Source organism: Nonomuraea sp. NPDC049655, assembly GCF_044465465.1.
Lineage (GTDB): Bacteria > Actinomycetota > Actinomycetes > Streptosporangiales > Streptosporangiaceae > Nonomuraea.
Genome location: NZ_JBITLS010000009.1, coordinates 302,441 through 327,566, shown reverse-complemented (window position 1 = coordinate 327,566; position 25,126 = coordinate 302,441). Strand labels below are relative to the sequence as shown.

Annotated in this window: 21 protein-coding genes; 6 read left to right on the top strand and 15 right to left on the bottom strand. The window is 73.9% G+C overall.

Going from position 1 to position 25,126, the window contains the following annotated elements; genetic code table 11:
* Positions 1-21: 21 nt before the first annotated feature.
* The 4 genes from ACIBQ6_RS29040 to ACIBQ6_RS29025 are packed head-to-tail and all read right to left on the bottom strand — an operon-like array spanning position 22 to position 5,483.
* The gene (locus ACIBQ6_RS29040) at positions 22-2,811 is read right to left on the bottom strand and encodes an FAD-binding and (Fe-S)-binding domain-containing protein (protein ID WP_397215771.1); all 2,790 of its coding nucleotides are present in this window, start codon (positions 2,809-2,811) and stop codon (positions 22-24) included.
* Between the two features lie 20 nt (positions 2,812-2,831).
* A complete protein-coding gene (locus tag ACIBQ6_RS29035; RefSeq protein ID WP_397215769.1) occupies positions 2,832-3,845 on the bottom strand; it encodes a zinc-binding dehydrogenase in 1,014 nt (337 codons plus the stop codon).
* Positions 3,845-4,693: a fumarylacetoacetate hydrolase family protein gene (locus ACIBQ6_RS29030; RefSeq protein ID WP_358297637.1), complete on the bottom strand. Its 849-nt coding sequence runs from the start codon at positions 4,691-4,693 to the stop codon at positions 3,845-3,847. Before ACIBQ6_RS29030 ends, ACIBQ6_RS29035 begins: the two co-directional genes overlap by 1 nt.
* A 25-nt stretch (positions 4,694-4,718) precedes the next feature.
* A complete protein-coding gene (locus ACIBQ6_RS29025; protein WP_358297639.1) occupies positions 4,719-5,483 on the bottom strand; it encodes an IclR family transcriptional regulator in 765 nt (254 codons plus the stop codon).
* A gap of 123 nt (positions 5,484-5,606) precedes the next feature.
* Between ACIBQ6_RS29025 and ACIBQ6_RS29020 the strand changes: the two genes are divergently transcribed.
* Genes ACIBQ6_RS29020 through ACIBQ6_RS29010 form a run of 3 tightly spaced genes read left to right on the top strand, consistent with a single transcriptional unit; the run spans position 5,607 to position 7,794 of the window.
* A complete protein-coding gene (locus tag ACIBQ6_RS29020) occupies positions 5,607-6,983 on the top strand; it encodes an MFS transporter (RefSeq protein WP_397215767.1) in 1,377 nt (458 codons plus the stop codon).
* Positions 6,984-7,043: 60 nt separating this feature from the next.
* Entirely contained in the window at positions 7,044-7,475 is a 432-nt protein-coding gene (locus ACIBQ6_RS29015; protein WP_352365156.1) for an SRPBCC domain-containing protein, read from the top strand.
* A complete protein-coding gene (locus tag ACIBQ6_RS29010; RefSeq protein WP_364335006.1) occupies positions 7,462-7,794 on the top strand; it encodes a metalloregulator ArsR/SmtB family transcription factor in 333 nt (110 codons plus the stop codon). Before ACIBQ6_RS29015 ends, ACIBQ6_RS29010 begins: the two co-directional genes overlap by 14 nt.
* Positions 7,795-7,814: 20 nt before the next feature.
* On the opposite strand, the gene ACIBQ6_RS29005 is transcribed toward ACIBQ6_RS29010, so the two are convergent.
* Complete coding sequence (locus tag ACIBQ6_RS29005; protein ID WP_397215765.1) at positions 7,815-8,999, bottom strand: MFS transporter; 1,185 nt, start codon at positions 8,997-8,999, stop codon at positions 7,815-7,817.
* Positions 9,000-9,172: 173 nt separating this feature from the next.
* Entirely contained in the window at positions 9,173-11,416 is a 2,244-nt protein-coding gene (locus ACIBQ6_RS29000) for an arylsulfatase (RefSeq protein ID WP_397215763.1), read from the bottom strand.
* A gap of 110 nt (positions 11,417-11,526) precedes the next feature.
* On the opposite strand from ACIBQ6_RS29000, the gene ACIBQ6_RS28995 reads away from it, so the two are divergent.
* Entirely contained in the window at positions 11,527-12,114 is a 588-nt protein-coding gene (locus tag ACIBQ6_RS28995; protein ID WP_358297655.1) for a TetR family transcriptional regulator, read from the top strand.
* 104 nt (positions 12,115-12,218) lie between these two features.
* On the opposite strand, the gene katG is transcribed toward ACIBQ6_RS28995, so the two are convergent.
* From katG to ACIBQ6_RS28970, 5 genes are all read right to left on the bottom strand, one after another.
* Positions 12,219-14,447, bottom strand: a complete 2,229-nt coding sequence (katG, locus tag ACIBQ6_RS28990) for a catalase/peroxidase HPI (protein WP_358297658.1) — start codon at positions 14,445-14,447, stop codon at positions 12,219-12,221.
* A gap of 34 nt (positions 14,448-14,481) precedes the next feature.
* Positions 14,482-14,919: a Fur family transcriptional regulator gene (locus ACIBQ6_RS28985; protein WP_352327424.1), complete on the bottom strand. Its 438-nt coding sequence runs from the start codon at positions 14,917-14,919 to the stop codon at positions 14,482-14,484.
* Between the two features lie 95 nt (positions 14,920-15,014).
* Positions 15,015-16,640 (bottom strand): ABC-F family ATP-binding cassette domain-containing protein, encoded by a 1,626-nt coding sequence (locus ACIBQ6_RS28980; RefSeq protein WP_358297661.1) that lies wholly within the window; start codon positions 16,638-16,640, stop codon positions 15,015-15,017.
* A gap of 270 nt (positions 16,641-16,910) precedes the next feature.
* The gene (locus ACIBQ6_RS28975; protein ID WP_397215760.1) at positions 16,911-17,585 is read right to left on the bottom strand and encodes an ankyrin repeat domain-containing protein; all 675 of its coding nucleotides are present in this window, start codon (positions 17,583-17,585) and stop codon (positions 16,911-16,913) included.
* 57 nt (positions 17,586-17,642) lie between these two features.
* Positions 17,643-18,200: a heme-binding protein gene (locus ACIBQ6_RS28970; protein ID WP_397215758.1), complete on the bottom strand. Its 558-nt coding sequence runs from the start codon at positions 18,198-18,200 to the stop codon at positions 17,643-17,645.
* A gap of 200 nt (positions 18,201-18,400) precedes the next feature.
* Here ACIBQ6_RS28970 and ACIBQ6_RS28965 point away from each other — a divergent pair, with 200 nt between their 5' ends.
* Both ACIBQ6_RS28965 and ACIBQ6_RS28960 read left to right on the top strand, forming a co-directional pair.
* Positions 18,401-19,597, top strand: a complete 1,197-nt coding sequence (locus ACIBQ6_RS28965; protein WP_387682400.1) for a sensor histidine kinase — start codon at positions 18,401-18,403, stop codon at positions 19,595-19,597.
* On the top strand, positions 19,594-20,217 hold the full coding sequence (locus ACIBQ6_RS28960; RefSeq protein ID WP_397215756.1) for a response regulator: 624 nt from the start codon (positions 19,594-19,596) through the stop codon (positions 20,215-20,217). The genes ACIBQ6_RS28965 and ACIBQ6_RS28960 overlap by 4 nt, the downstream gene beginning before the upstream one ends.
* 23 nt (positions 20,218-20,240) lie before the next feature.
* Here the strand turns inward: ACIBQ6_RS28960 and ACIBQ6_RS28955 are convergent, their stop codons facing one another.
* The 4 genes from ACIBQ6_RS28955 to ACIBQ6_RS28940 all read right to left on the bottom strand — a co-directional run bounded on the left by ACIBQ6_RS28955 (position 20,241) and on the right by ACIBQ6_RS28940 (position 24,997).
* Entirely contained in the window at positions 20,241-21,176 is a 936-nt protein-coding gene (locus ACIBQ6_RS28955; RefSeq protein WP_397215754.1) for a TolB family protein, read from the bottom strand.
* On the bottom strand, positions 21,173-22,363 hold the full coding sequence (locus ACIBQ6_RS28950; protein ID WP_397215752.1) for an MFS transporter: 1,191 nt from the start codon (positions 22,361-22,363) through the stop codon (positions 21,173-21,175). The genes ACIBQ6_RS28955 and ACIBQ6_RS28950 overlap by 4 nt, the downstream gene beginning before the upstream one ends.
* Entirely contained in the window at positions 22,364-23,671 is a 1,308-nt protein-coding gene (locus ACIBQ6_RS28945; RefSeq protein ID WP_358297678.1) for a discoidin domain-containing protein, read from the bottom strand. It lies immediately after the preceding gene.
* Between the two features lie 255 nt (positions 23,672-23,926).
* A complete protein-coding gene (locus ACIBQ6_RS28940; protein ID WP_358297681.1) occupies positions 23,927-24,997 on the bottom strand; it encodes a right-handed parallel beta-helix repeat-containing protein in 1,071 nt (356 codons plus the stop codon).
* Positions 24,998-25,126: the final 129 nt, after the last annotated feature.

Below are 25,126 nucleotides of genomic sequence, written 5' to 3'. Positions count from 1 at the left end.
TCGGTGTAAACCGCGCCCCCCTCAGGCGGTTGCCTCGTCGAGGAGCTCCAGGAGATGCCGGTAGGTCTGGCCGGTGGCGCGGGTCAGGCCCAGCTCGCAGGTGCGGTTGACCGAGGCGTGCGCGGCGCAGCCCGCCTCGGCCACGGAGGCGGCCTCGGCGCGGGTGGCCGAGGCGGTCAGCTCGGGGTGCAGCAGGCCGCGGTCGCCGGCGAAGCCGCAGCACTGCCATCCGTCCGGGATCACGACCTGCTCGGCGACCGCCTCGGCGAGGCGGGTGACGGCGGCGTCCAGGCCGAGGCGGGTGGAGGAGCAGGTCGGGTGGAGCGCCAGCGACGGCAGGCGGCGCGCCTGCGGCAGTCGGGGCAGGACGTGCTCGGCGGTGAAGGCGACCGCGTCGACCACCTGGAGGCCGGGCACCAGGTGGGCGTAGCCCTCGGTGCAGGAGGCGGCGTCGCTCACCACGGGCAGCCGGCCGCCGTCGGTGGCCCGCGCGAGCACGTCCCGGACGCGCTCGCCCATGGCCTCGTGACCGCCGGCGAAGCCCTTGGACGACCACGGCGTGCCGCAGCACAGGCTCGCGATCTTCTCCGGGACGTGCAGCGTCAGCCCGGCGCGGGCGGCCAGGCGCTGGAAGGCGGTCATCACGCCGGGGCCGCCGTCGGCGGGGGCGAACAGCGTGTTCAGGCAGGACGGCAGGTAGACGGCGTCGGCGTCGTCAGCCGGGGACGGGCGGCGCCGGGTGCCGCCGCGCGGCAGGTCGCGGCTCCACCGCGGGACGTCGTCCGCCCCGGCCAGGGCGCGGGCGGCGCGCGAGGCGGCCTCGGGCAGCGCGGGCGGGACCGCGGCGGCGGTGTCGAGGGCCAGGTTCATGGCGCGGGTGACGCCGTCCCAGTGGCGGGCGGCGCTCGTCCAGGCGCGCTCGGCGGCGCGGCCGTGGCGTTCGGCGCGCAGGCGTTTGGTCAGGTCGCCGGTGTTGATGAGGACGGGGCAGGCGGTGGCGCACATGCCGTCCACGGCGCAGGTGTCCACGGCGTCGTAGGCGTAGGCGTCTTCCAGTTCGCGGGCCAGGGCGTGGTCGCCGGCCGCCTGGGCCGCGGCCAGCTCGCGGCGCAGCACGATGCGCTGGCGCGGGGTGGTGGTCAGGTCGCGGCTGGGGCAGACGGGCTCGCAGTAGCCGCACTCGACGCAGCGGTCGACCTCGGGCTCGACGGTGACGACGGTCTTGAGGTCACGCAGGTGGGCCTGCGGGTCGTCGGTGAGGACGACGCCGGGGTTGAGCGTGCCGGCCGGGTCGCACAGGCGTTTGACCTCGCGCATCACCTCGTACAGCTCGTCGCCGTACTGGCGGCGCACGAACGGGGCCATGACGCGGCCGGTGCCGTGCTCGGCCTTCAGCGTGCCGCCCCTGGCCAGGACGGCCTCCACCATGTCCTCGGTGAACTCGGCGTAGCGGTCGAGGTCGGTGGCGAACCGCTCGTTGAGCATGAAGTGCAGGTTGCCGTCCTTGGCGTGGCCGAAGACGACGCTGCGCTCGTAGCGGTGCTCGGCGAACAGGGCGGTCAGGTCGTCGCACAGGTCGGCCAGCGCGGGCACGGGGACGGCGACGTCCTCCAGCAGGGCGGTCGTGCCGCTGGGGCGGGCGCCGGCGACGGTGGCGTACAGGCCCTTGCGGATGTGCCACAGCGCGGCCCGGCCGCCGGCCTCCCTGCTCAGCCGGGCGGGGGCGGCCAGGCGCAGCCCGGCGAAGACCCGCTCGGCGGCCTGCTCCCGTTCGGTGAGCAGTCCGGCGTCGGACTCCTGCCATTCGACCAGCAGCGCGGCGTGCTCGGCGACGGTCATCGCGCGCAGCGTCCCGTCGGCCTTGGGGTCGGTCTGGGCGACGCGCAGGGACTCGGCGTCCAGCAGCTCGACGGCGGCGGGCCCGGCGGCGACCAGCTCCGGCACCGTGGCCATCGCCTCGCGCAGCGTCGGGAAGACGAGCAGGCCGGTGGCGGCCAGGCGGTGGGCGGGGACGGTGCGGAAGACGGCCTCGGCGACGAAGCCGAGGGTGCCCTCGCTGCCGATGACCAGGTGGGCGAGGATCTGCGCCGGGCCGTCGTGGTCGAGGAAGCTGTTCAGTCCGTAGCCCATGGTGTTCTTCAGCGAGAACTGCTCCTGGACGCGCCGCACCGAGCCGGGGTTGCCGCGGACGCGGTCGCGCAGGCGTTCCAGTCCGGCCGCGAGGTCGGGTTCCAGGGCGCGCAGCCGCTCGTCGGCGTCGTGGGCGCCGGTGTCCAGGACGGTGCCGCTCGGCAGCACCAGTGTCATCGACTCCAGCGTCCGGTAGGTGTTGGCGTGCGTGCCGCAGGTCATGCCGCTGGAGTTGTTGGCGACGACGCCGCCGATCGTGCAGGCCGACTCGCTGGCCGGGTCGGGGCCGAGCTTGCGCCCGTACGGGGCCAGGCGGGCGTTGACCTGCCGCAGCACCGCGCCGGGCTGGACCCGTACCCGGGCGCCGTCGTCGAGCACCTCGATCGAGCGGAAGTGCCGGCGGGTGTCCACGAGCAGGTGCTCGCTGACGCCCTGGCCGCTGAGGCTGGTGCCGCCCGAGCGGAAGGTCAGCGGCAGGCCGGTGCGCAGCAGCGCGGCGACCTGGCCGGCGCTCTCGGCCACCAGCACGGCCTGCGGGGTCAGCAGGTAGTGGGAGGCGTCGTGGGCCATGCCGAGCCGGTCGCTCGCGCGGGCGCGGGTGATCCCCGGGACGGCCGTCTCGACCGCCGCCAGGACGGCGGCGTCCGGCGCGTTCAGCCGTCGCGGTTCACGGTGGGTCATGCTCGTGCACTCTTCCAGGTTCATTGCCGGGGATCGATGTGGATCTTGGGCCCCGGGCCGGCGCCGGGCGGTCGCCGTCCGGCCAGCACGCCGGCCGTCTCGGCCAGCCCGACCGTGGCGGCCACCAGCGGACGGGCGTCCACCGAGCCGCCGGCGTAGGCGTCGATGGCCCCGGCCAGCCCCGCCGAGCCGCCCAGGACGCCGACCGCGGTGACGTCCTTGAGCACCAGCTCGCGGGTGTCGAGCGTGGACGGCGTGCCGGCCAGGCCGATGTAGACGACGCGGCGGGCGGGTTCGGCCAGGCCGAGCGCGAGCGCGGGCATCGCGGCGGCGTTGGTGGCGTCAATGACGGCGTGCCAGGGCAGGCCGGGCAGCGTCGCGCGGGTGTGGGCGTGCCGGAACCCGAGGCCCGCGGCCAGGCGCAGGTCGGGCTCGGCGCGGCCCATGAGGTGCACCTCGGCCCCGCCGGCGCGCGCGAACAGCGCGGCCAGCAGGCCGATCGTGCCCGTGCCCAGAACCAGCAACCGCTCCCCCGCCTCCAGCCCCGCCGCGCGGACGGCGCGTAAGGCGTTGCCACCGGGCTCGACCAGCGCGCCCGAGGTAGCGTCCACCGTATCGGGCAGCCGGTGGAGCGCCGCGACCGGGACGGCGAGCCGCTCGGCCAGCGCTCCCGCGGCGCCCCGGCTGATGCCGAGCTCGGCCAGGTCGGGGCACACGTGGTGGCGGCCCTGACGGCAGCGGTCGCAGCGCCCGCAGCCGAGCATGGTGTCGCCGACGACCCGCCGCCCCAGCCACGACGGGTCCACGCCCGCGCCCAGCTCCGCGACGCGCCCGCACCACTCGTGGCCGGGGCGCAGCGGGTAGCGGGAGCGGCCGGTGCGCAGGTAGCTCATCCCGCCGCTGAACAGCTCCATGTCGGTGCCGCACACGCCGGCGCGCTCGACGTCCACGACCACCTGGCCGGGCCCCGCGGAGGGGGGCTCGACCTCCTGGACCTCGGCCGCGCCCGGCCCGGTCAGGACGAGCGCCCGCACTACCGGGGCTCCACGACCCGCTGGCGCTGGCTGCCGAGCCCGTCGATGCCGAGCTCCATGACGTCGCCCGGCCGCAGCCAGATCTGCGGGTCGTGGCCCATGCCGACGCCGGGCGGGGTGCCGGTGTTGATCAGGTCGCCGGGCTCCAGCACCATGAACTGGCTCAAGTGGTGCACGATGACGTACGGGTCGAAGATCATCGTTTTGGTGCTGCCGGTCTGGCGGCGCACGCCGTTGACGTCCAGCCACATGCCCAGGTTGCGGACGTCGGCCAGCTCGTCGGGGGTGACCAGCCAGGGGCCGGCCGGGTTGAACGTCTCGGCCGACTTGCCCTTGCTCCACTGGCCGCCGCGTTCCATCTGGAAGGCCCGCTCGCTGACGTCGTTGACCACGCAGTAGCCGGCGATCGCGGCCGCGGCCTGCTCGGGCGAGTCCAGGTAGGAGGTGCGGCGGCCGATCACGATGCCGAGCTCCACCTCCCAGTCGGTCTTGGTGGCGCCGCGCGGGATGCGCACGTCGTCGTCCGGGCCGACCAGGGTGTTGGGCGACTTGGTGAACAGGATCGGCTCGGCGGGCACGGCCTGGCCGGTCTCGGCGGCGTGGTCGCGGTAGTTCAGGCCGATGCACAGGATCTGGTGCGGGCGGGCGATCGGCGCGCCGACGCGCTCGCCGGCGAACGCCTGCCGCGGGCCTGCGGCGACCCGCTCGGCGAGCAGGGCGGGGCCGCCCGCGGCGAAGAAGCGCTCGTCGAAGTCGGGGGTGAGGTCGGAGACGTCGACGTAGTGGTCGTCGTCCACGCGGACGACCGGCTTCTCGGCGCCGGGCGCGCCGATGCGCATGAGGTACAAGGGGGACTCTCCGGTTCTGTACGGGTCAGGGAAGGTGGCGCCCGGCGACGACGGCGCGGATGGCCGGCACGTCCTCGACGAGCACGCTCAAGGGGGTGCGGTAGGCCAGGCCGCTGATGCTGACCGCGCCGCTCGGCACGGTGGGCGAGGTCAGGTACGCCGGGACCGCCACGCAGTTGACGCCCGGCTCGTTCTCCTGGTCGTCGGCCGCGTAACCCTGCGCGCGGACGCGTGCCAGCTCGGCGTGCAGCTCCTCGGCGGTGCCGACCGAGCGTTCGGTGGGCCGCTCCAGCCGCCGGTCGCCCACCCAGGCGCGCACGGCGGCCTCGTCCCGCAGCGTCCCGGCCAGCAGCATCTTGCCGACGGCGGTGCAGTGGGCCGGGTTGCGCCCGCCGACGACCGAGGTCAGCCGGACCGCGCCGGACGGCGGGTCGAGCTTGGACCGGTAGACCACCGACGTGCCCTCCAGCACCGCGTAGTGCACGGTCTCGCCGTAGCGGTCGCACAGCGCCTGGAGGATCGGGGTGACCCGGACGTGGTCGGGCCGGGCCTCGTGATGGGCGAAGGCCATGCGCAGGAACTCGTCGCCGAGCACGTACCGGCCGTGGCCGTTCTGGACGGCGAGCCCGGCGCGGCGCAGCGCGGCCAGGGCGCGGTGGGCGGTCGGCTTCGGGCTGGACACGGCGCGGGCCATCTCCTCCAGGCCGATGCCGTCGGGGTGCCGGGCGAGCTCGGCCAGCACGGCCAGCACGCGGTCGGCCCCCACCAGCTTGGCGTCACCGTCGGACATGTTCCGAAGGTTAGACCACCGTTCCGGAAAACGGAAGTTTGCCCCGATCCCACCCTGCATTGACGCAACCAGCCGGTTGCCATAATGTGGCAACCGATCGGTTGCTATTATGTGGAGGCCGCAATGAGTGTTCCTGTCGCGACCGTCGAGGCCGCCCCGCCACGCCTCGACGGCAGACAGCGGTTGATCGCGTTCGTCCTGCTCGGCGCCGGTTTCATGCTGGCGGTCGACTTCTCCATCCTGAACGTCGCCCTTCCCCAGACCGGCGCGGGCGTCGGGCTGAACCCGGCCCAGTGGCCCTGGATCACCTCGGCGTACGCGTTGCCGGCGGCCGGGTTCACCCTGGTGTTCGGCCGGACGGCCGACCTGTTCGGCCGGCGGAGCCTGTTCCTCGCCGGCATGGTCGTGCTGGCCGGGGCCTCCCTGCTCGGCGGCTTCGCCGACGGGCCCGCGACGCTCCTGACCGCCCGGGTGCTGCAGGGCCTGGCCACGGCGATGACGGTCCCCGCCGCATTGTCGCTGCTCACCACCACCTTCAAGGAGGGCCCGCTGCGCGCCCGCGTCCTCGGGCTGAACGGCGCCCTGCTGTCCGGCGGCTTCACCGTCGGCGCGCTGCTCGGCGGCGCCCTGGTCAGCCTGCTGAGCTGGCGGGCGGCGTTCCTGTTCAACGTGCCGGTCGCGGTGGCGATCGTGGTGCTGACGCCGTTCCTGATCCGGGAGAGCGTGCTGCCGGAGCGGGTGCGGCTCGACCTGCCCGGCGCGGTCACCGTGACCGGCGGCCTGCTGGCGGTGATCTACGCGGCCGTCGAGACGAACCTCCTGGCGGCCGTCGCGGGCGTGCTGCTGCTGGGCGCGTTCTGGCTGATCGAGCTGCGCGCGCCCGCGCCGCTCGCGCCGGTGCGCATCCTGCGGCGGCCCACGGTGAAGTGGGGGAACTTCGCCGGGTTCGTCATCTTCACGATGGAGCCGGCCATGATCTTCCTGGTGACGGTGTACCTCCAGCGGGTGCTGGGCCTGTCGCCGCTGGTCACCGGCCTGGTGTTCGGCATCCCCGGGCTGGCCTCGGTGGTCGCCGGGGTGATCGCCGGGCGGTTCGTCGGACGCCACGGCAGCCGCCGCGTCCTGGTCGCCGGCATGACGGTCCAGGCGCTGGCGACGCTTCCCGCCGTCTTCCTCGGGACCGGCTGGACGGTCCTGGCGATCCTGGTCCCCGCGCTGTTCGTCGGGTTCTTCGGGCACGTCACCGCGATCGTCGCCTACACCGTCACCGCCACCTCGGGCCTGCCGGACGAGGAGCAGGGGCTGGCGACCGGGCTGACGTCGATGACGCAGCAGGTGGCCGTCACCGTCGGCATCCCGCTCCTCGGCGCGGTCGCCGCCACGCGCGCCGGGGAGCCGGCCGGCATCCGCCTGGCCCTGCTGGTGGACGTCGCGGTGACGCTCGCCGCCGTCGTCCTCGTCTCCTACGGCCTGCGCCGGCGCGCACGCCCGGAGCGGTGACCGTCCACCTGTCGCCACGAGGGTGTGGCAACCTTTTCCCTGCCGCATATGGAGGTCGTCATGGGATTCCCCGATCGGGTCGAGCGCACCGTCGAGCTCGCCCATCCGCCAGGCAAGGTGTGGGCGGCGCTCACCACCCCCGAGGGGCTGGCCGCCTGGTTCGGCCAGGAGGCGGCGATCGAGCTGCGTCCCGGCGGGCCGGCGCGGATGAGCTGGAGCGACGGGCACACCGTCGACCTGCGCGTGGAGCGCGTGGAGGAGCCGTCGGTGTTCGGCTTCACCTGGCCGGTCTTCGGCATGCCGGAGGGCGACCCGCGCCGCACGTACGTCGAGTTCACCCTCGAACCGGCCGGCACGGGCACCCGGCTGACCGTCGTCGAGACCGGCTTCGCCCAGTTGCCGGACGACCACCACCGCAAGGCGTACGACGCCCACACCGAGGGGTGGGCGAGCGAGCTGGGCGAGCTGGCCGGGCACCTTGACGCCGCCTGACATCGAGGCGGTCGCCGAGCAGGTCTTCGTCGCGCTGGCCGACCCGAGCCGGCGCGCCGTCCTGGCCGAGCTGGCCGCCCGGGGCCCGGCCACGGCGACCGACCTGGCCGCCCGCCTGCCGATCACCCGGCAGGCGATCGCCAAGCACCTGACGCTGCTGGGCGAGGCCGGTCTGGTGACGGCCGAGCCCGGTGAGCGCCGCCGCGTCCGCTACCGGCTGCGCTCGGCTCCGATGCGGGTGGCCCAGCAGTTCCTGGCCGCGCTGGCCAGCGACTGGGACGGCCGCCTCGACGCCCTGCGCGACCACCTCGACGGCTGACCGCCCGTCCCCTCCCCCGCTCACGCGGCCCGGCGGGGACGGGTGAGCCAGGAGAACGCCCCGGCCATCGCGAGCGCGACCAGCCCGCCCGCGACCATCGCGGCCGAGACCGAGAAGGCGTCGACGACCGTGCCGCCCAGGAGCGCGCCGAGCGCGAAGGTCGCCTGGAACGACGAGGTGAACACGACGGTCGCCGCCTCCGGCGCGCCGGGCGCGGCCCGCAGGAACCACGCCTGGGAGCAGACCGGCACTCCCCCGTAGGCCAGCCCCCACAACACCAGCAGCACGACCGCGCCCGCCGGCGAGTTGCCGGCCAGGGGCAGCAGCAGGGTGGCCGCCGCGATCAGGCCGCCGCAGACGGCGAAGGCCAGGCGGGGTGCGGTGGCCACGGCCCGGCTGGCCAGGAAGTTGCCCGCGATGCCCGCCGCGCCGTAGGCCAGCAGGACGGCGCTGACGGCGGCCGGGGACAGACGGGTGACGTGCTCCAGGAACGGCGTGACGTAGGTGTAGGTGCCGAAGTGCGCCAGCACGACGAGGAACGTGCCCAGCAGGGCGATCCCGGTGCCGCGCACCCGCAGCAGGTCCAGCAGGACGCGCGCGCCGGTGACCTGGCGGGCGGGCAGCGGCGGCAGCACGCGCAGCAACGCGACCAGCACGAGGACCGAGAGCCCGGCCAGGACCAGGAACGCCGTCCGCCAGCCCGCCAGGTGGCCGATGAAGGTTCCGGCCGGCACCCCGAGCACCGAGCCCAGCGGCACGGCCGAGAAGATCACCGCCGTCGCGGCGCCCACGGCGGCCGGCGGCACCAGCCGGGACGCCAGCCCCGCCGCGATCGACCAGAAGCCGCCGATGGTGAGCCCGACGAGCACCCGCGAGGCCAGCACCACCCAGTAGGCCCCGGCCACGGCCGCCAGCACGTCGGCGGCGGCCAGCACCGCCATCAGGACGCAAAGCATCACCCGGCGGTCCAGCCGGGCGGTGGCCACGGTCAGGACGGGCGCCGCGACGGCGGCCACGAAGCCCGGCAACGTCATGGTCAGCCCCGCGGTGCCGTCGGTGACGCGGAAGTCGGCGCCGATGGTCGTCAGCAGGCCGATGGGCAGGATCTCGCTGGTGACGATGGCGAAGATGCCCAGGGTGATCGAGGCGACCGCGAGCCAGGAGATCAGCGGCGGGCGCGGCGGGGCGAGGGTGGTGGTGGCCATGGTTCCGTTCCAGGACAGGGGTTGATCTACGGCGACCCAGCCAACCAGCCACGACGTCCCTGGCACCGGCCGATTTCGGACCACACCGTCAACCGCCCCCGGACCATACCGTCAACCCTCGGACCACACCGTCAACCGCCCCCGACGACGGCGCGATGCGCGGGAAGGGCCCGTCAGTCGGCGTGCAGCGCGGTCCGCAGGCCGGCGAGCAGGTCGGGGGTCGCGGCGCCCGGCGTCCTGAGCCGGACCGAGAGCAGCCGCCCGTTCCACCGGGCCGGGACGCGGTACCGGCCGGAGACGGGCAGCCCGAGGTCGTGGCCGAGCCGCAGCCCGGCCCCGCCGTGCTGGAGCGCGACCGGCAGCAGGCCGTCGAACGCCAGTGTGCCCACCACGACCCCGCCCTGCGACAGGTGGAAGGCCGAACCCGCGGGGCCCGTGGTGTGCACGACGTCCACGGACTGGCGGCCGGCGGGCAGCGGGCGGTCGGCGGTGAGCTCCAGCGGCTCCCCGGCGCGGGAGAAGGTGAAGGCCAGGCGGCCTCCGGTGACGTACAGGGCGAAGCCGCCGTTCCAGTCGCCCAGCGCGAACAGCACGCCTTCGGGCTCGCGGGCCGCCTCGATCTCGGCCGTCCAGCGGAAGCCGCCGAACAGCAGCGGCAACGACTCGTCGCACACGGGCGAGGCCCCGGGCCGGAACGTGCGGTCGTCGCCGGGCTGCCACGCCGGCCCGATGAGCGCGCCGAGGCGGGCCACCAGGTCGTCGTACAGCGGCAGGACGTTGTTGCGCCCGGCCTCCCGGTCCCACAACCGCCGCAGCTCGGCGACCACGTCCGGATGCCCGGCGGACACGTCGGCCGCCTCGGAGAAGTCGGCCGCCAGGTCGAACAGCGCCCAGTGGTCGGCGTCGAGCTCGCGGCTGCCGGTGAGCAGTTCCTCCTCGTCCAGGACGCCCGTGGACACGTGGTCGGTGGTGACCTTCCAGCGGCCGTGGATGAGGGAGCGCGAGCCCAGCATCTCGAAGTACTGGGTGGTGCGCGGCGCGGGCGCCCCGGGGTCGGCGAAGGTGGCCAGGAAGCTGGCCCCGTCCACCGGCTGCTGCTCGATCCCGTCCACGACGTCGGGCGCCTGGATGCCGATCGCGTCCAGCAGGGTCGGGAACAGGTCGTTGACGTGCACGATCTGGTCGCGCACCGCGCCGCCGCCGCCGATCCCGGCCGGCCAGTGCACGATGAGCGGCGTACGGGTGCCGCCGAGCCAGGTGTAGCGCTTCCACAGCCGGAACGGCGTGTTCCCGGCCCACGCCCAGCCCCACGCGTAGTGGTTGTAGGTGCGCGGCCCGCCCCAGTCGTCGTGGTGGGCCAGGTTGTCCTGCGGGGACTCGCGGATGCCGGCGGAGAAGCGGTGCTCGTTGACGCTGCCGTCCACGCCGCCCTCGGCGCTGGCGCCGTTGTCGGAGAAGATCACGATGATGGTGTCGTGGAGCCGCCCTGTCTCCTCCAGGTGGGCGATCAGGCGGCCGAGCTGGGCGTCGGCGTGGGTGAGGAAGCCCGCGAAGACCTCCTGCTGGCGGGCGTACAGGCGGCGGCGGTCGGCGGGGAGGCCGTCCCAGGCGGGCACCCACTCCGGGCGCGGCGTGAGCACGGCGCCGGGCGGGACGACGCCCGTCTCGGTCTGGCGCCGGAAGATCTCCTCCCGCCAGGCGTCCCACCCCTGGTCGAAGCGGCCCCGGTAGGGCTCGCTCCACTCGGGCGGGACGTGGTGCGGGGAGTGCGTGGCGCCGAGGCCGAGGTGGAGGAAGAAGGGTTTGCCGGGGGCGGCGTGGCGCTGGTCGTCGAGGTGCCGGACGGCCTGCGTGAGGAGGTCCTCGGTGAGGTGGTAGCCCTCCTCGGGGGTGGCGGGCGGCTCCACGTGGTGGTTGTCCCGGACGAGGTTGGGCGCGTAGTGGTTGGTGTCGCCCTGCAGGAAGCCGTAGTAGCGCTCGAAGCCCTGGCCGAGCGGCCAGTGGCCGAACGGGCCGGCGGCCGAGCGCTCGTAGCGCGGCGTGAGGTGCCACTTGCCGATGGCGATGGTGGAGTAGCCGTGGTCGCGCAGGATCCGCGGCAGGGTCGCGGCCGAGCGCGGGATGCGGGCGGTGTAGCCGGGGTGGTCGAGCGGGATGTCGGCGAGGAAGCCCATGCCGACGGCGTGGTGGTTGCGCCCGGTGAGGAAGCAGGCGCGCGACGGAGAGCACAGCGCGGTCACGTGGAACCGGTTGTAGCGCAGGCCGCCGGCCGCGAGCCGGTCGATGTGCGGCGTGGCGATGCCGGAGCCGAAGCAGCCGAGCTGGGCGAAGCCGGTGTCGTCCAGGACGACGGCCAGGACGTTCGGAGCGTGCTCCGGCGGGCGGCCGGCCCGGCGGAAGATCGGTTCTGCGGTCACGGCGAGGCTCCTGCCAGGAGAGGCGTACGGTCTTGGACAGCAGACGGCACGAGAGTAAGACAGGTTGTCTTAATCCGCGACGATACCTCGGTGATCCGGAAAAGGTGGGAATGCAGGCCAAAGAGAAGATTCTCCTGGCGGCCGAACGGCTCTTCGCCGAACGCGGCCTCGACGTCTCGCTCCGGGAGATCGCCGTCGCGGCCGGGCAGGGCAACCATTCGGCGGTCCAGTACCACTTCGACGGCAAGGCCGGCCTGATCGACGCCCTGTACGCCCACCGCATGACCCCCCTCAACGAGCGCCGCCGCGCGCTGATCGGCGACCTGCGCGCCCGCGGCCTGGAGGAGGACCTTCCCGCCCTGGTCGCGGCGTACCTGGCCCCGCTGGCCGAGCACGTGCTCGGCCACCCGGGCACGAGCTGGTACCTGCGCTTCACCAGCCGTTACGTGTTGTCCGGCGGCTACCGCTCCTGGCCCTACTCCAGCGACCACCATCCCGGGGTCGCCGAGCTGGCCGTGCTGCTGCGGCGGCGGCTGCCCGGCCTGACGCGGGAGCGCCTGCGGGTGCTCAACCTGCACGTCGTCGTGGTGCTGGCCGACCTGGAGCAGCGCCTGTGCGACCCCGCCTTCGACGCCGGGCGGGCCGCGGCGGCCGTCGCCGACCTGCACGTCACCTCTCAGGCCCTGCTCACCGCCTGACGTCCGGGAGGGCCCGCGCCGGGGCGGAAGGCGTCCCGGCCCGCCACGCGGTCGCCGGGCACGCGGAACGCCCGGGGCGGCCGCCCCGGGCGTTCCGGTCAGGCTCAGGCCAGGTCGAACCGGTCGAGGTTCATGACCTTGTCCCACGCCGCGACGAAGTCACGGACGAACTTCTCCTTGGCGTCGTCGCTGGCGTAGACCTCGGCGACCGCGCGCAGCTCGGAGTTCGCGCCGAAGACGAGGTCGGCGCGGGTGCCGGTCCACCGCACCTCGCCGGTGGCGGCGTCGCGGCCCTCGAAGAGGTTGGCGTCCTCGGTCGAGTGCCACGTCGTGCCCAGGTCGAGCAGGTTGACGAAGAAGTCGTTGGTCAGCGTCCCCGGGGTCGTGGTGAGGACGCCGAGCGTCGACTGCCGGTGGTTGGCGCCCAGCACCCGCAGGCCGCCCACGAGGACGGTCATCTCCGGCGCGCTCAGCGTCAGCAGGTTGGCCCGGTCGAGCAGCAGGTACTCGGCCGGAAGCCGGTTGCCCTTGCCGAGGTAGTTGCGGAACCCGTCGGCGACCGGCTCCAGCGCGGCGAACGACTCCACGTCGGTCTGCTCCTGCGTGGCGTCCGCGCGTCCCGGCGTGAAGGGCACCTGGACGTCGAAGCCGGCCTCCTTGGCGGCCCGCTCGACGCCCGCGCACCCGGCCAGCACGATCAGGTCGGCCAGCGAGACCTGCTTGCCGCCGGTCTGGGCGCCGTTGAACGCCTTCTGGACGCCCTCCAGCGTGCCCAGCACGGTCGCCAGCCGGTCGGGGTCGTTGACCTCCCACGCGCTCTGCGGCTGCAGGCGGATGCGCGCGCCGTCGGCGCCGCCGCGCTTGTCGCTGCCGCGGAAGGAGGAGGCCGAGGCCCACGCGGTGGAGACCAGCTCGGACACCGACAGCCCCGTGGCGAGGATCTGCTCCTTGAGCGCGGCGACGTCGGCCGCGTCGACGAGCTCGTGCGTCACCGCGGGCAGCGGGTCCTGCCACAGCAGGGTCTCGGCCGGGACCTCCGGGCCGAGGTAGCGGGCGCGCGGGCCCATGTCGCGGTGGGTGAGCTTGTACCAGGCGCGGGCGAAGGCGTCGGCGAGCTCGTCGGGGTGCTCCAGCCAGCGGCGGGTGATCTGCTCGTAGATCGGGTCCACGCGCAGGGCCAGGTCGGTCGTCAGCATCGTCGGGGCGTGCCGCTTGGCCGGGTCGTGGGCGTCGGGCACGGTGCCGGCGCCGGCGCCGTCCTTCGGCCGCCACTGGTTGGCTCCCGCGGGGCTCTTGAACAGCTCCCACTCGTAGCCGTACAGGATCTCCAGGAAGCTGTTGTCCCAGGTCGTGGGGGTGTTCGTCCAGATGCCCTCAAGGCCGCTGGTGATGGCGTCGCCGCCCTTGCCGGTGCCGAAGGTGTTGCGCCAGCCGAGGCCCATCTGCTCGATCGGGGCGGCCTCGGGGTCGGGGCCGACGTGGTCGGCCGGGCCGGCGCCGTGCGTCTTGCCGAAGGTGTGACCGCCCACGATGAGGGCGGCGGTCTCCTCGTCGTTCATCGCCATGCGGCGGAAGGTCTCGCGGATGTCGCGGGCCGCCGCCAGCGGGTCGGGGTTGCCGTTGGGGCCCTCGGGGTTGACGTAGATGAGGCCCATCTGGACCGCGGCCAGCGGGTTCTCCAGCTCGCGGTCGCCGGTGTAGCGCTGGTCGCCGAGCCAGGTGGACTCGGGGCCCCAGTAGACGTCCTCGTCGGGCTCCCAGGCGTCCACGCGGCCGCCGGCGTAGCCGAAGGTCTTGAAGCCCATCGACTCCAGGGCCACGTTGCCGGTGAGGATCAGCAGGTCGGCCCAGGAGATCTTGCGGCCGTACTTCTTCTTGACCGGCCACAGCAGGCGGCGGGCCTTGTCCAGGTTGCCGTTGTCGGGCCAGCTGTTGAGCGGCGCGAAGCGCTGCTGCCCGGCGCCGGCGCCGCCGCGTCCGTCGCTGATGCGGTACGTGCCCGCGCTGTGCCAGGCCATCCGGATCATGAACGGGCCGTAGTGGCCGAAGTCGGCCGGCCACCAGTCCTGCGAGGTCGTCAGCACCTCGGCGATGTCCCGCTTGACGGCCGCGAGGTCGAGGGTCTTGAACTCCGCCGCGTAGTCGAAGTCCTCGCCGAACGGGTTGGCCACGGCCGGGTTCTTGGCCAGGATCTTGACGTTGAGCCGCTCCGGCCACCACTGGCGGTTGCCGCCGCCCTGGGTCGGGTGCGGGGCGCGCTCGTGCGCGACCGGACAGCCGCCCGAGTCCTCCGACTTGGCGTCTGTGACGATCGCATCATGGTTCTCAGACATGGGAATCCTTCCGGACGAGGCGGAATCTGGGTGCTCAGGAACTGCTGCCGGTGGAACAGGCGGGGCACAGGCCCCAATAGATGACCTCGGCCTCGTCGATGGCGAAGCCGCGGTCGTCGGAGGCGGTCAGGCAGGGGGCGTGGCCGACGGCGCAGTCGACGTCGGCCACGGCGCCGCAGGACCGGCACACGAGATGGTGGTGGTTGTCCCCGACGCGGCCCTCGTACAGGGCCGAGCTGCCCGGGGGGTCGAGGCGGCGGACGAGCCCCGCGGCGGCCAGCGCGTGGAGGGCGTCGTACACGGCCTGCAACGAGATATGACCCACGCGCTCGCGCACCCCGGACGCGATCGCCTCGACCCCGAGGTGGTCACCCTCGCGGACGGTCTCGAGCAGCGCGACCCGGGCGGCGGTCACCCGCAGCCCGGCTCCGCGCAGCTCCTCGGCGGTCGTCGGAGCCTTCGATGCGGTCATAGCCGCCAAACCTACCTATACAAACCTGAATGACACAAGAGAACGAACCATCCAAGTTTAGTAATATGTCCGGAAATAGCCCCCTACAGGGGACGTCACCCCAGCTCCGGCCCGCCGCCCTCCAGCAGCCGCCCGCCGGACAGCTCCAGCCTGCGGTCCACCCGGATCTCCGCCAGGAACCGCTCGTCGTGGCTGACCACCACGAACGCCCCCTCGTACGCGCCGAGCGCGCTCTCCAGCTGGCCCACGCTGACCAGGTCGAGGTTGTTGGTCGGCTCGTCCAGCAGCAGCAGCTGGGGCGCCGGCTCCGCGCACAACACGCAGGCCAGCGTGGCGCGCAGCCGTTCGCCGCCCGACAGCACACCTACCCGCAGATGGGCCCGCGCTCCCCGGAACAGGAAACGGGCCAGCAGGTTCATCCGCTCGGCGGCCGGCATCGCGGGGGCGAAGGCGGCCAGGTTCTCGGCGACGGTGAGGTCGTCGTCGAGCAGGTCGAGCCGCTGCGACAGGTAGGCCACCCGGCCGTCGGCCCGCCTGGCGGCGCCGCCGTCGGGCTCCAGGTCGCCGGTGATCAGGCGCAGCAGCGTGGACTTGCCGGCGCCGTTGGGGCCGGTCAGCGCGATGCGCTCGGGCCCGCGCACGACCAGGTCGATGCCGGGCTCGGCGAACAGGCCGCGGGCCATGAGGTGCTCGCCCTGGAAGACCGTGCGCCCGGCGGGCACGTTGGTGCCCGGCAGTTGCAGGGAGATGCGCTGGTCGTCGCGCAGGGCGCGGCCCGCCTCGTCGAGCCGGGCCTTGGCGTCGCTGACGCGGGCGGCGTGCGTCTGGCTCGCCCGGCCGGCCGACTCCTGGGCGCCGCGCTTCATGTTCCCGGCGAAGATGCGCGGCAGGCCGGCGTTCTTGAGGTTGCGGGCGGCGTTGCCGGCCCTGCGCTCGGCGCGCTCGCGAGCCTGCTGCATCTCCCGCTTCTCGCGCTTGAGCTCCTGCTCGGCCGTGCGCACGTTGCGCTCGGCGGCCTCCTGCTCGGTGCGTACGGCCTCCTCGTAGGCGGTGAAGTCGCCGCCGTAGAAGCGCACCTCGCCCCGGTCGAGCTCGGCGATGCGGTCCATGCGGTCGAGCAGGGCGCGGTCGTGGCTGACCACGAGCAGGCAGCCCTTCCAGTCGCCGAGCACGGCGTGCAGCCGGTGGCGGGCGTCGAGGTCGAGGTTGTTCGTGGGCTCGTCGAGCAGCAGCACGTCGGGCCGCCGGAGCAGCTGCGCGGCCAGGCCGAGCGAGACGATCTGCCCGCCGCTCAGCGTGCGCAGGGTGCGGGCGAAGTCGAGGTGGCCGAGCCCGAGCCGGTCGAGCTGGGCACGGGTGCGCTCCTCGATGTCCCAGTCGTTGCCGATTGTGGTGAAGTGCTCCTCGGCGGTGTCGCCCGCCTCGATGGCGTTGAGCGCGGCGATCACCGGGGCGATGCCCAGGACCTCGGCCACGGTCAGGTCGCCGGCCAGCGGCAGGCTCTGCGGCAGGTAGCCGAGCACGCCGTTGACGGACACGCCGCCCGAGCGCGGCCGGTACTCCCCGGCGATCAGCTTGAGCAGCGTGCTCTTGCCGGCGCCGTTGGGGGCGACCAGGCCGGTACGGCCGCCGGGCACGCTGAAGGACAGGTCGCTGAAGACGGGGGTGTCGTCAGGCCAGGAGAAGGACAGGTTGGAGCAGACGATGAACGCGTCGGACATGTGAAGAAGACCTCGACGGAGAACGCGGGCATGCCGAAGCCGCCCGCTGAAAGGACAGGGATTCGGGAAACGACGAACGCGGCCACACCGGCGGCGCTCACACGCTCACGCCGGGGCCGATCACCCTCCGGTATCACCCGGAGATGTCGTCGTCACCTGCCATGTCTGGTCTCCTAGCTGAGAATCACAAGCATTTCACACTTTAGCAGGCGCCTGCCGCGCTCCGGACGCCTGCCTCCTGCGCGCCCGCCGAGGCCGGGCCCCGCCGGGTCAGTGGGCTCCGGCTGCGCGGAGCAGGGCGGCCACTTCCCTCTGGCCCTTGGAGACGGCGTGGGCGAGCGGCGTGACGCCGTCGCGGTCGGCCAGGTCGACGTCGGCGCCCGCGGCGATGAGCAGCCGCACGACCTCCTGGTGGCGCTCGCCGCCGTCGCCCAGGATGACCGCCTCCAGCAGGCCCGTCCAGCCCAGGTCGTTGACGTGGTCGACGTCGATGCCGGTCTTCAGCACCTCGCGCACGTACGCGACGTGCCCGCGCTCGCAGGCCGGGATGAGGGAGACGCCTCCGTACCGGTTGCGCCTGGTCAGGTCGGGCCCGGCGGGCAGCAGCGCCTTGAGCATCGCCACGCTCCCGGTGACGCCGGTGACCAGCCAGGGGGTGTCCTTCCTGGCGTCCTGGGCGTCGGGGTCGGCGCCCGCCGCGACGAGCACCTTGGCCACCTCGACGTGGTCGGCCGCCGCCGCGAGCAGCAGGGCCGTACGGCGTTGCCCGTCGCGGGCCTCGACGTCGGCCCCGGCGCCGAGCGCGTCCCGGACGGCGGCGGCGTCCCCGCGCGCGGCTCCCGCCAGCAGTTCCTCGTCGGCCATTCCCGCTCCCTTCACCTCGCGCCCGCCGCAGGCCGCGAGCATCAGACCGAGTCCCCAGGTCAGGATGGCTCGGCGGTTCATCCCCTCATCCTTCCGTCCGCCCGCCCCCGGCGGCGCGCCGGGGGCCGGTCCAACCGGTCAGCGCAGCTGCCCGGCGACCGCCTTGAGGCCCGCCTGGGCGATGGACTCGTCGATGTCGCCGCTGGGGGCGCCGCCGACGCCGATGCCCGCGACGGGGGCGCCGGCCGAGGCGACCGGCACGCCGCCGCCGAGGAAGAGGGTGCCCGGGATGTCGGCGATGGACGGCCCGCCGCCGTTGATGCCCTTGCCCAGCTCGGACGTCGTCCGGCCGAAGGAGACCGCGGTGAACGCCTTGCGCCGGGCCGACTCCTCGGTCTGCGGGCCCGCGCCGTCGCCCTTGAGCACCAGGCGGGTCGCGCCGGACCGGTCGACGATCACGACGGTGACGCGCTGCTTCTGCTTGACGGCCTCCTTCAGGGCGGCGTCGGCGATCTTCAGCGCGGCGTCGGCGGAGAGCGTGCCGGTCTGCACGACGGGCTCGGCCGCGGCGACCCGGGCGACCCGAGCGCCGTGGGCGGCGTCGGCGGCCTGGGCGGGCGAGGTGGCGGCGACGGCGCCGGCCAGCACGGCCAGCCCCGACAGCGAGCCGGCGACCAGGCGAGTACGGATGTTCATGGTTTCTCCAGTTCGTCAGGGCGAAGTCGGACACCTCTAGATTTGCGGGCGGGCCGCCGCGGGCCATCGGGAGCACGGGCGATCTGCGCGCGCCGAGCGGTCGAGGGCCGGGTCAACCGATCGGTTGATGCGCCGCCGCCCTGGCAGGGGCCATTCTCGGGCAGGGGATAGTGTCGAAGGGCGCGGCGACGGGGAGGGCCATGAGGGAGCGCACCTGGCTCAACTGGGCCATGCACGTCGGCTTCTACCTGCTGCTCGCCGCCTCGGCCCTGCGGCTGGTGTCCCGCCACGGCATGAGCGCCCAGACGGTGACGTCGCTGGCCGTCTGCGGCCTGCTCGCGCTGGCGTACGCGGCGGGGATCGTCTGGTGGCACCGGCTGGGGCGGCAGGGGCGGCTGGTCTGGCTGGGCGGCGTGGCGGCGGTGTGGCTGGCGCTGGTGGTGCTGGCGCCGTCGTTCAGCTGGTGCGCGGTCCCCCTGCTCTTCCTGTGCCTGCGGCTGCTCAACGCGCACGGCTTCGCGGTGGCCGCCGCGGCGCTGACCCTGGTGGTGATCGTGGCCCAGCTGGAGATCGCCCGCGAGCTCGACGTCAGCCTGATCCTCGCGCCGGTCGGCATCGCGGCCATGACGGCGGTGATCTTCGGGGAGCTGCAGCGCGAGAGCGCCGCCCGGCAGCTGCTCATCGACGACCTGATCAGCACCCGCGGCACGCTGGCCGACTCCCGTCACCGCACCGGCGTCCTGGAGGAGCGCGAGCGGCTGGCCAGGGAGATCCACGACACCCTCGCCCAGGGCCTGACCAGCATGGGCATCCTGCTCCAGGCCGCCGACCGCATGTGGGCCACCGACCCGGCCCAGGCCCGCGCCCACGTACGGCGGGCCGCCGCGGCCGCCGCCGACAACCTGGCCGAGGCGCGGCGGTTCGTCCGCGACCTTCAGCCGCCCGGTCTGGTGGACGTCACGCTGCCCGAGGCCCTCGCCCGGCTCTGCGCGGACGCCGGCGAGACCGGGCCGCGGGTGCGCTTCCGGCTGGCGGGCGAGGAGTACCCGCTGGCGCCGGAGGTGCAGGCGGCGCTGCTGCGGGTGGCGCAGGCGGCGCTGGCCAACGTCCGCGACCACGCCGCCCCGGCGGCGGACCCGGCGGCCGGCGTGACGGTCACGGTGACGCTGTCCTACCTCGACGGCGAGGTGACGCTCGACGTGTTCGACGACGGCGTCGGCTTCGCCGAACCGGCCCCCGCTCCCGGCCGCGGCTACGGGTTGCGGGCGATGCGCGACCGGCTGGCGGAGGTGCACGGCGTCCTGGTCGTCGAGAGCGCGCCCGGCGAGGGCACGGCGGTCGCGGCCCGGGTGCCCGCCGCGTGGCCGCCGCGGGCCCTGGACGGCGGTGGGGCATGAGGTTGTTCCTGGTCGACGACCATCCGGTGGTCCGGGCGGGGCTGGTGGCGCTGCTCGGCGGCGAGCCCGACATGGAGATCGTCGGCGAGGCGGCCGACGGCGCCGAGGCGTTGCGCGGCATCGCCGCCTGCTCCCCCGACGTCGTCCTCATGGACCTGCAACTCGGGGAGGGCGTCGACGGCGTGGAGGTCACCCGGCGGGTCCGCGAGCTGCCCGCGCCGCCGCAGGTGCTGGTGCTGACGACGTACGAGAGCGACGCCGACATCATGCGGGCCGTCGACGCGGGGGCCATCGGCTACCTGCTCAAGGTGTGCCCGCCGGAGGAGCTGTTCCAGGGCATCCGGGCCGCGGCCAGGGGCGAGAGCGTGTTGTCGGCCAAGGTGGCGACCCGGATGATGCGGCGCATGCGCGAGCCTGGCCCGGCGCTGAGCGCCCGCGAGGTCGAGCTGCTGGAGCTGCTGGCCAGCGGGGCGAGCAACCGGGAGATCGCCCGGCGGCTCTACATCACCGAGGCGACGGTCAAGACCCACCTGGTGCACATCTACGACAAGCTCGGCGTGGACACGCGCACGGCCGCGGTCACGGCCGCGGTCGAGCGGCGTCTCATCCGGCTCCCCTGACCGCCCCCGGCCAGAGCCGCGTGTCAGCGGACGGCGGCCGGGGAGCTCGCGCCGGGGATCAGCCGTCGGGGCGGGCCGCCGCCGACGTCGGCCGCCCACACGTCGCCGTCCTTGGCGTACATGACGGTGCGGTCGTCCAGCCAGGCGGCCTGGTCGTCGATGCTGGCCCGCTCCCCCAGCGGGGTCTCCCGCATCGTGCCCAGGTCCAGCAGGTGCAGCCGCCACGGGCCCGGCGAGAGGCGTTTCTTGAACACCAGCCGGGTCCCGTCCGGCGACAGGGACGGGCACTCGGCGTTCTCCCTGAGCGCGCGCGCCCGCCAGGCCCCGAAGTCGCCCTCCACCAGGTACGTCCTGCCCTTGGTCGAGACGGTCGCGTAGAAGCGGTTGTCGTCGGCGGCGAACGTGACCCCCCAGTAGTTGACGTCGGCCGAGTGGTAGCGGCGGCCGTCGAGGTAGAGCGGGATGTCCTCCATGTTGGTGACGAGGTAGCCGGTCCGGGTGTCGAGGATGCCGGTCCAGGTGGAGAAGCCGCCGGTGCTGTAGGAGTCGCCGGTGACGAACACCGTCCAGGAGGCCATCCGGCCGCTGGCCGACACGCGCGCCCGGCTCGGGACGCCGGCCAGGTTGATCCGGCGCGTCTCCTTGAGCGACCGGTCCAGGACGAGCGCCTCGGTCTTCGGCAGCGGGCCGGGCCGGGTGACCAGGCAGAGGGTGGTGCCGTTCGCCGTGTAGAAGCGGTCGCAGGCCCGGGAGCTGACCCGCGGCGGCGCGCCCGGGTCGGCGAGCGGCACGGAGGCGACGCGTCCGCCGCTGCGCACCAGCACCCGGCCCGGCTCGCCGGCGTCGAAGCCCGCGACGGCGGGCCCGGTCTGCCGCGAGGACGCCGCCCAGGTGGCGTACGCGGTCGCGCCGCCCGCCAGCAGGACCACCGCGGCCAGGAGCACGAGCACCCGTCTCATGGACGACCTCCTTGTGATCGCAGCGCCCGCCACGCGATCGCGGACGCCGTCACCAGCCCCGCGGCCATCACCGCCAGCGCCGGCCCCTCCCCCGTCCCCGCCCACAGCAGGCCGAACAGGATGGACGACACCATCCGGGCCGTGGCCTGCCCGGTCTGCAGCAGCGCCAGCCCGCCGGTGCGCGCGCTCTCGGGCAGCATCGGCCCGGTCAGGGCCATCAGCACTCCGTCGGTGGCGGCGTAGAACAGGCCGTGCAGCAACAGCGCGGGCAGCAGCCAGGCCGGGCCCATCAGCACCAGGTAGACCGCGAGCAGCGCCACGTGCCCGGTGACGAACACCGCCGCGCGCCCGAACCGGTCCGCCAGCCGGCCGAGCGGCACGGCGAGCAGCAGGTACGCGCCCGCCGTGCCGAGCGGCAGCAGCGGGAACAGTTCGGGCGCGATCGCCAGCCGCCGCTGCAGCACGAGGTAGACGAACGAGTCGCTGACCGTGACCAGGCCGAGCGCGACCGCCACCAGGCAGGCCCGGCGGAACCCGGGCTCCCGCGTCACCGCCGCCCGCAGCCGGACGCGGACGGTCAGCGGGCCACGCCGGTCGCGTACGTAGAGGATCAGCAGCAGCACGGCCAGCGCGGCCACGCAGAAGCTCGTCACGAACACCGCGTCGTAGGCGCCGGCCGTCGCCGTCAGCACCGCGAAGGCGGCCAGCGGCCCGAGGAAGGCGCCCACGGTGTCCATCGCCCGGTGCACCCCGAACGCGCCGCCCAGCCGGTCGGGCGGGGCGCTCAGGGTGATGAGGGCGTCCCGGGGCGCGGTGCGCAGCCCCTTGCCGGTGCGGTCGGCGGCCAGCACCAGCCCGAGCGCGGCGGCCGATCCGCCGGCCGCGAGCAGGCCCAGCTTGCAGACGGCCGAGAGCCCGTACCCGAGCCCGGCGACCAGCTTGCGGCGGCTCCACCGGTCGGCGGCGTGCCCGCCGGCCAGCCTGACCAGCGCGGTGACGCCGAAGTACAGGCCGTCCAGCAGGCCGAACTGCACCAGGCTGAGCCCGAGCGTGCCCACCAGGTACAGCGGCAGCACCGCGGTGACCATCTCCGACGAGACGTCCGTGACCAGGCTGACCAGGCCGAGCGCCACCACGTTGGCGGGCACCGCCCTGGTCAGCCGGGTGCCGAGAAGCGAGATGTACATCTAGTGGCAGGAGTAGGTCGGGCTGCTGTCCTTGACCGAGCCGTCGGTCCCGATCAGCTGCCAGCCGAACGTGCTGCCGGTGAAGGTCAGCTTCAGCACGCCGAACGTGCCGCTCAGCCGCTTCTGGCTGTTCGGCTGCACGTTCTCGATCTGGTACGGCGACGCGCCGCCCATCCCGCCGAGCACCTCGACGATGCCCTTCGCGGTGTCGGCCTGGGCGCTGGGGTTCTGCGGCCCGAACCGCTCGTAGTGGTGGTCGTGCCCGTTGAGCACGAACTCGGCGCCGGCCGCGTACAGGGCCTGCCACACGGGCTTGGAGACGGGGTCGTTGCCGTGCTCGCCGGAGCTGAACAGCGGGTGGTGCCAGTACGCGGCCACGCACGGCTTGGTGGTGGCGGCGAGGTCGCTCTTGAGCCAGGTGAGCTGGGCGGACTGGTCGAAGTGGTTGGAGTCGAGCGCGACGAAGTGCCAGTTGCCCCGGTCGTAGCTGTAGTAGCTCTTGCCCTGCGGGAAGGCGATCGCGCCGAAGTACGACTTGTACCCGGCTTCCGATCCGGCCGGGTCGTAGGTCTCGTGGTTGCCGGGGACCGGGTGGGTCTTGGCCTTGAACCTGCCCCACGTCTTGTCGTAGTAGTTGCGGAAGTCCGACAGCAGGGCGTCGTCGTACTGGTTGTCGCCCATGGTGATGACGAACTCGGGGTTCATCGACTCGACCAGGGCGGCCGTCTTCGGGTGCACGCAGGAGGACGAGCTCGCGGTGCACTGCTCGGCGATGTCACCGGCGGCGGCCACCACGAACGTGTCGCCCGGCGGGTCGGTGGGCTGGGTGCCGCCGCCGTAGACCTGCATCTCCCACAGGGAGTAGCCGTAGTCGGTGCCGCGCGCGGTCCCGTACATGCGGACGTAGCGGCCGGTGGCGGTCAGGGTGAGGTCGTCCACGCCGCCGTCGCCGCTGGTGGTGGAGTAGACGTCGGTCCAGGCGCTCCCGTCCGGGGAGGTCTGGATCTTGTACGACGTGGCGTAGGCGTCCTCCCAGGTCAGCTTGACCCGGCTGATCTGCTGGGCGGCGCCGAGGTCGACGCGCAGCCATTCGGGGTCGTGGCCCTCGGCCGATGCCCACCGGGTGGCGGCGAGGTCGCCGTCGAAGGCCTTGGCGGCGGCGTAGGAGGTGGCTTCCTTGGAGGAGGAGGTGGCGGGTTTGCCCTGTGACAGCAGCGTCTCGGCGGTGCCGGCCGAGGCGTTGGCGGCCACGAGCAGGCCGGCCAGCAGGCCGATCACGGCCATGACGGCCAGGCGGACTCTGGACATGGCGATTCTCCTGGGGGTGAGAGATCGGAGCACGGTCCGGTGGGCGGCCGGGGCAGGAGGTCTTTCGCTGAGCGCGTCACATCCTGGGGAAGGAAGCCGCGCCGAGCCGCTTACCGGGATCGTGGCGCAGGGCGCTGAGGGCTGTCAATGAAGTTAGGAAGGTTTCTTAACCCTGCTGGGCGGGGTTCACCTGGGCGGCGCGCGGCACGGCGGGACGGCCGCCCGGAGGCCGGGCGGCCGGTCCTGAGCGGGCCGTCAGCCCGGGGTCACCGGGACGTTCGTCAGGCCGCGGGTGGCGCCGGTGACGGTGTTGGAGGAGTGCACGACGTTGGGATCGGCCGCGCACTTCGACGTCGAGGTGATCTTGATGGCGTACCCGCCGACGCCGCCGAGATCGGACCGGTTGCCGCGCCACACGTTGCCGCAGCCGTTGAGGAAGGACGGCGTGGTGGCCGGATTGTGCGTCTCGTAGCCGTTGGCGAAGGTGCCGGGCGGGGCGAACGTGCCGGTGTTGTTCTCGATGGTGTAGCCGGAGCCCTTGACGTCCACCCAGGAGTCGGCGGAGTTCTGGCCGCTGACGCCGGTGCCGTCGAAGGTGTTGCCGCTGATCAGGCCGCCGCTGGTGCCCTCCTTGACGTCGATGTGCTCGGCGGCGACGTACGGGCCGATGGTGTTCCCGGTGACCTGGACGCGGTCCGAGCGGTCCGCGCCGCCGGTGTTGCCGTGGCAGCCCCAGTTGGAGCCGGCCGAGCCGAGGTAGACGCCCTCGCCGTAACCGGGCTGGACGAGGCCGGTGTGGGTGATGCGGGAGTCGCGCAGCACGCCGTCGGACGAGCTGCGCCGGAAGTGCACGCCCTCGTCCTCGACGTGGTGCACGTACACGCCGTCGATGACCACGTGCGGGGAGGCGTCCAGGACGACGCCCTTCTTGGAGTCCTTGACGGTGAACCCGGTGAGCCGCCAGTACGGCGCCTCGTACAGCCACAGCCCGTAGCCGGAGTCCCAGCCGCCGCCGGGCGCGGGGCAGGACGGCGCGGCGCCGGAGGGACCGTCGTTGACCAGGACGGCGTCCGCCGGTCCGGTCAGCGTGATCGGGGCGGCGGACGTTCCGGGGCGCCGGGCGACGAAGGCGCCGTGGTACTCGCCGGGCGCGAGCCTGATGGTCTGCCCGGGAACCGCCGCGGCCAGCGCGCCGGCGAGCTGGGCCGCCGTGGCCACCTCGACCACCTCGACCACCTCTGCACCGGTCTCTCCGGAAAGTGGCGTCGCGGCGGCCGGGGCGGACAGCAGGAGTGGCAGCAGGCCGGTCAGCAGGGCCCGTCTCATGGGGATCCTCCCTTCGGGGGGCCGGGGGGGGGGGGGGGGGGCCCCGGGCGGGGGGGGGGGGGCCCCCCCCCCGGGGGGGGCGGCACGGGGTGGCGGGCACCCGGCTAACTTCCAGGAGCAGGGTTGGGG

Excerpts from the sequence above, each read along its gene's own strand:
- ACIBQ6_RS29040 (WP_397215771.1), bottom strand. The coding sequence starts at position 2,811 with ATGACCCACCGTGAACCGCGACGGCTGAACGCGCCGGACGCCGCCGTC.
- ACIBQ6_RS29025 (WP_358297639.1), bottom strand. The coding sequence starts at position 5,483 with ATGTCCGACGGTGACGCCAAGCTGGTGGGGGCCGACCGCGTGCTGGCC.
- ACIBQ6_RS29020 (WP_397215767.1), top strand. The coding sequence starts at position 5,607 with ATGAGTGTTCCTGTCGCGACCGTCGAGGCCGCCCCGCCACGCCTCGAC.
- ACIBQ6_RS29015 (WP_352365156.1), top strand. The coding sequence starts at position 7,044 with ATGGGATTCCCCGATCGGGTCGAGCGCACCGTCGAGCTCGCCCATCCG.
- ACIBQ6_RS29005 (WP_397215765.1), bottom strand. The coding sequence starts at position 8,999 with ATGGCCACCACCACCCTCGCCCCGCCGCGCCCGCCGCTGATCTCCTGG.
- ACIBQ6_RS28995 (WP_358297655.1), top strand. The coding sequence starts at position 11,527 with ATGCAGGCCAAAGAGAAGATTCTCCTGGCGGCCGAACGGCTCTTCGCC.
- katG (WP_358297658.1), bottom strand. The coding sequence starts at position 14,447 with ATGTCTGAGAACCATGATGCGATCGTCACAGACGCCAAGTCGGAGGAC.
- ACIBQ6_RS28985 (WP_352327424.1), bottom strand. The coding sequence starts at position 14,919 with ATGACCGCATCGAAGGCTCCGACGACCGCCGAGGAGCTGCGCGGAGCC.
- ACIBQ6_RS28980 (WP_358297661.1), bottom strand. The coding sequence starts at position 16,640 with ATGTCCGACGCGTTCATCGTCTGCTCCAACCTGTCCTTCTCCTGGCCT.
- ACIBQ6_RS28975 (WP_397215760.1), bottom strand. The coding sequence starts at position 17,585 with ATGAACCGCCGAGCCATCCTGACCTGGGGACTCGGTCTGATGCTCGCG.
- ACIBQ6_RS28970 (WP_397215758.1), bottom strand. The coding sequence starts at position 18,200 with ATGAACATCCGTACTCGCCTGGTCGCCGGCTCGCTGTCGGGGCTGGCC.
- ACIBQ6_RS28965 (WP_387682400.1), top strand. The coding sequence starts at position 18,401 with ATGAGGGAGCGCACCTGGCTCAACTGGGCCATGCACGTCGGCTTCTAC.
- ACIBQ6_RS28960 (WP_397215756.1), top strand. The coding sequence starts at position 19,594 with ATGAGGTTGTTCCTGGTCGACGACCATCCGGTGGTCCGGGCGGGGCTG.
- ACIBQ6_RS28955 (WP_397215754.1), bottom strand. The coding sequence starts at position 21,176 with ATGAGACGGGTGCTCGTGCTCCTGGCCGCGGTGGTCCTGCTGGCGGGC.
- ACIBQ6_RS28950 (WP_397215752.1), bottom strand. The coding sequence starts at position 22,363 with ATGTACATCTCGCTTCTCGGCACCCGGCTGACCAGGGCGGTGCCCGCC.
- ACIBQ6_RS28945 (WP_358297678.1), bottom strand. The coding sequence starts at position 23,671 with ATGTCCAGAGTCCGCCTGGCCGTCATGGCCGTGATCGGCCTGCTGGCC.
- ACIBQ6_RS28940 (WP_358297681.1), bottom strand. The coding sequence starts at position 24,997 with ATGAGACGGGCCCTGCTGACCGGCCTGCTGCCACTCCTGCTGTCCGCC.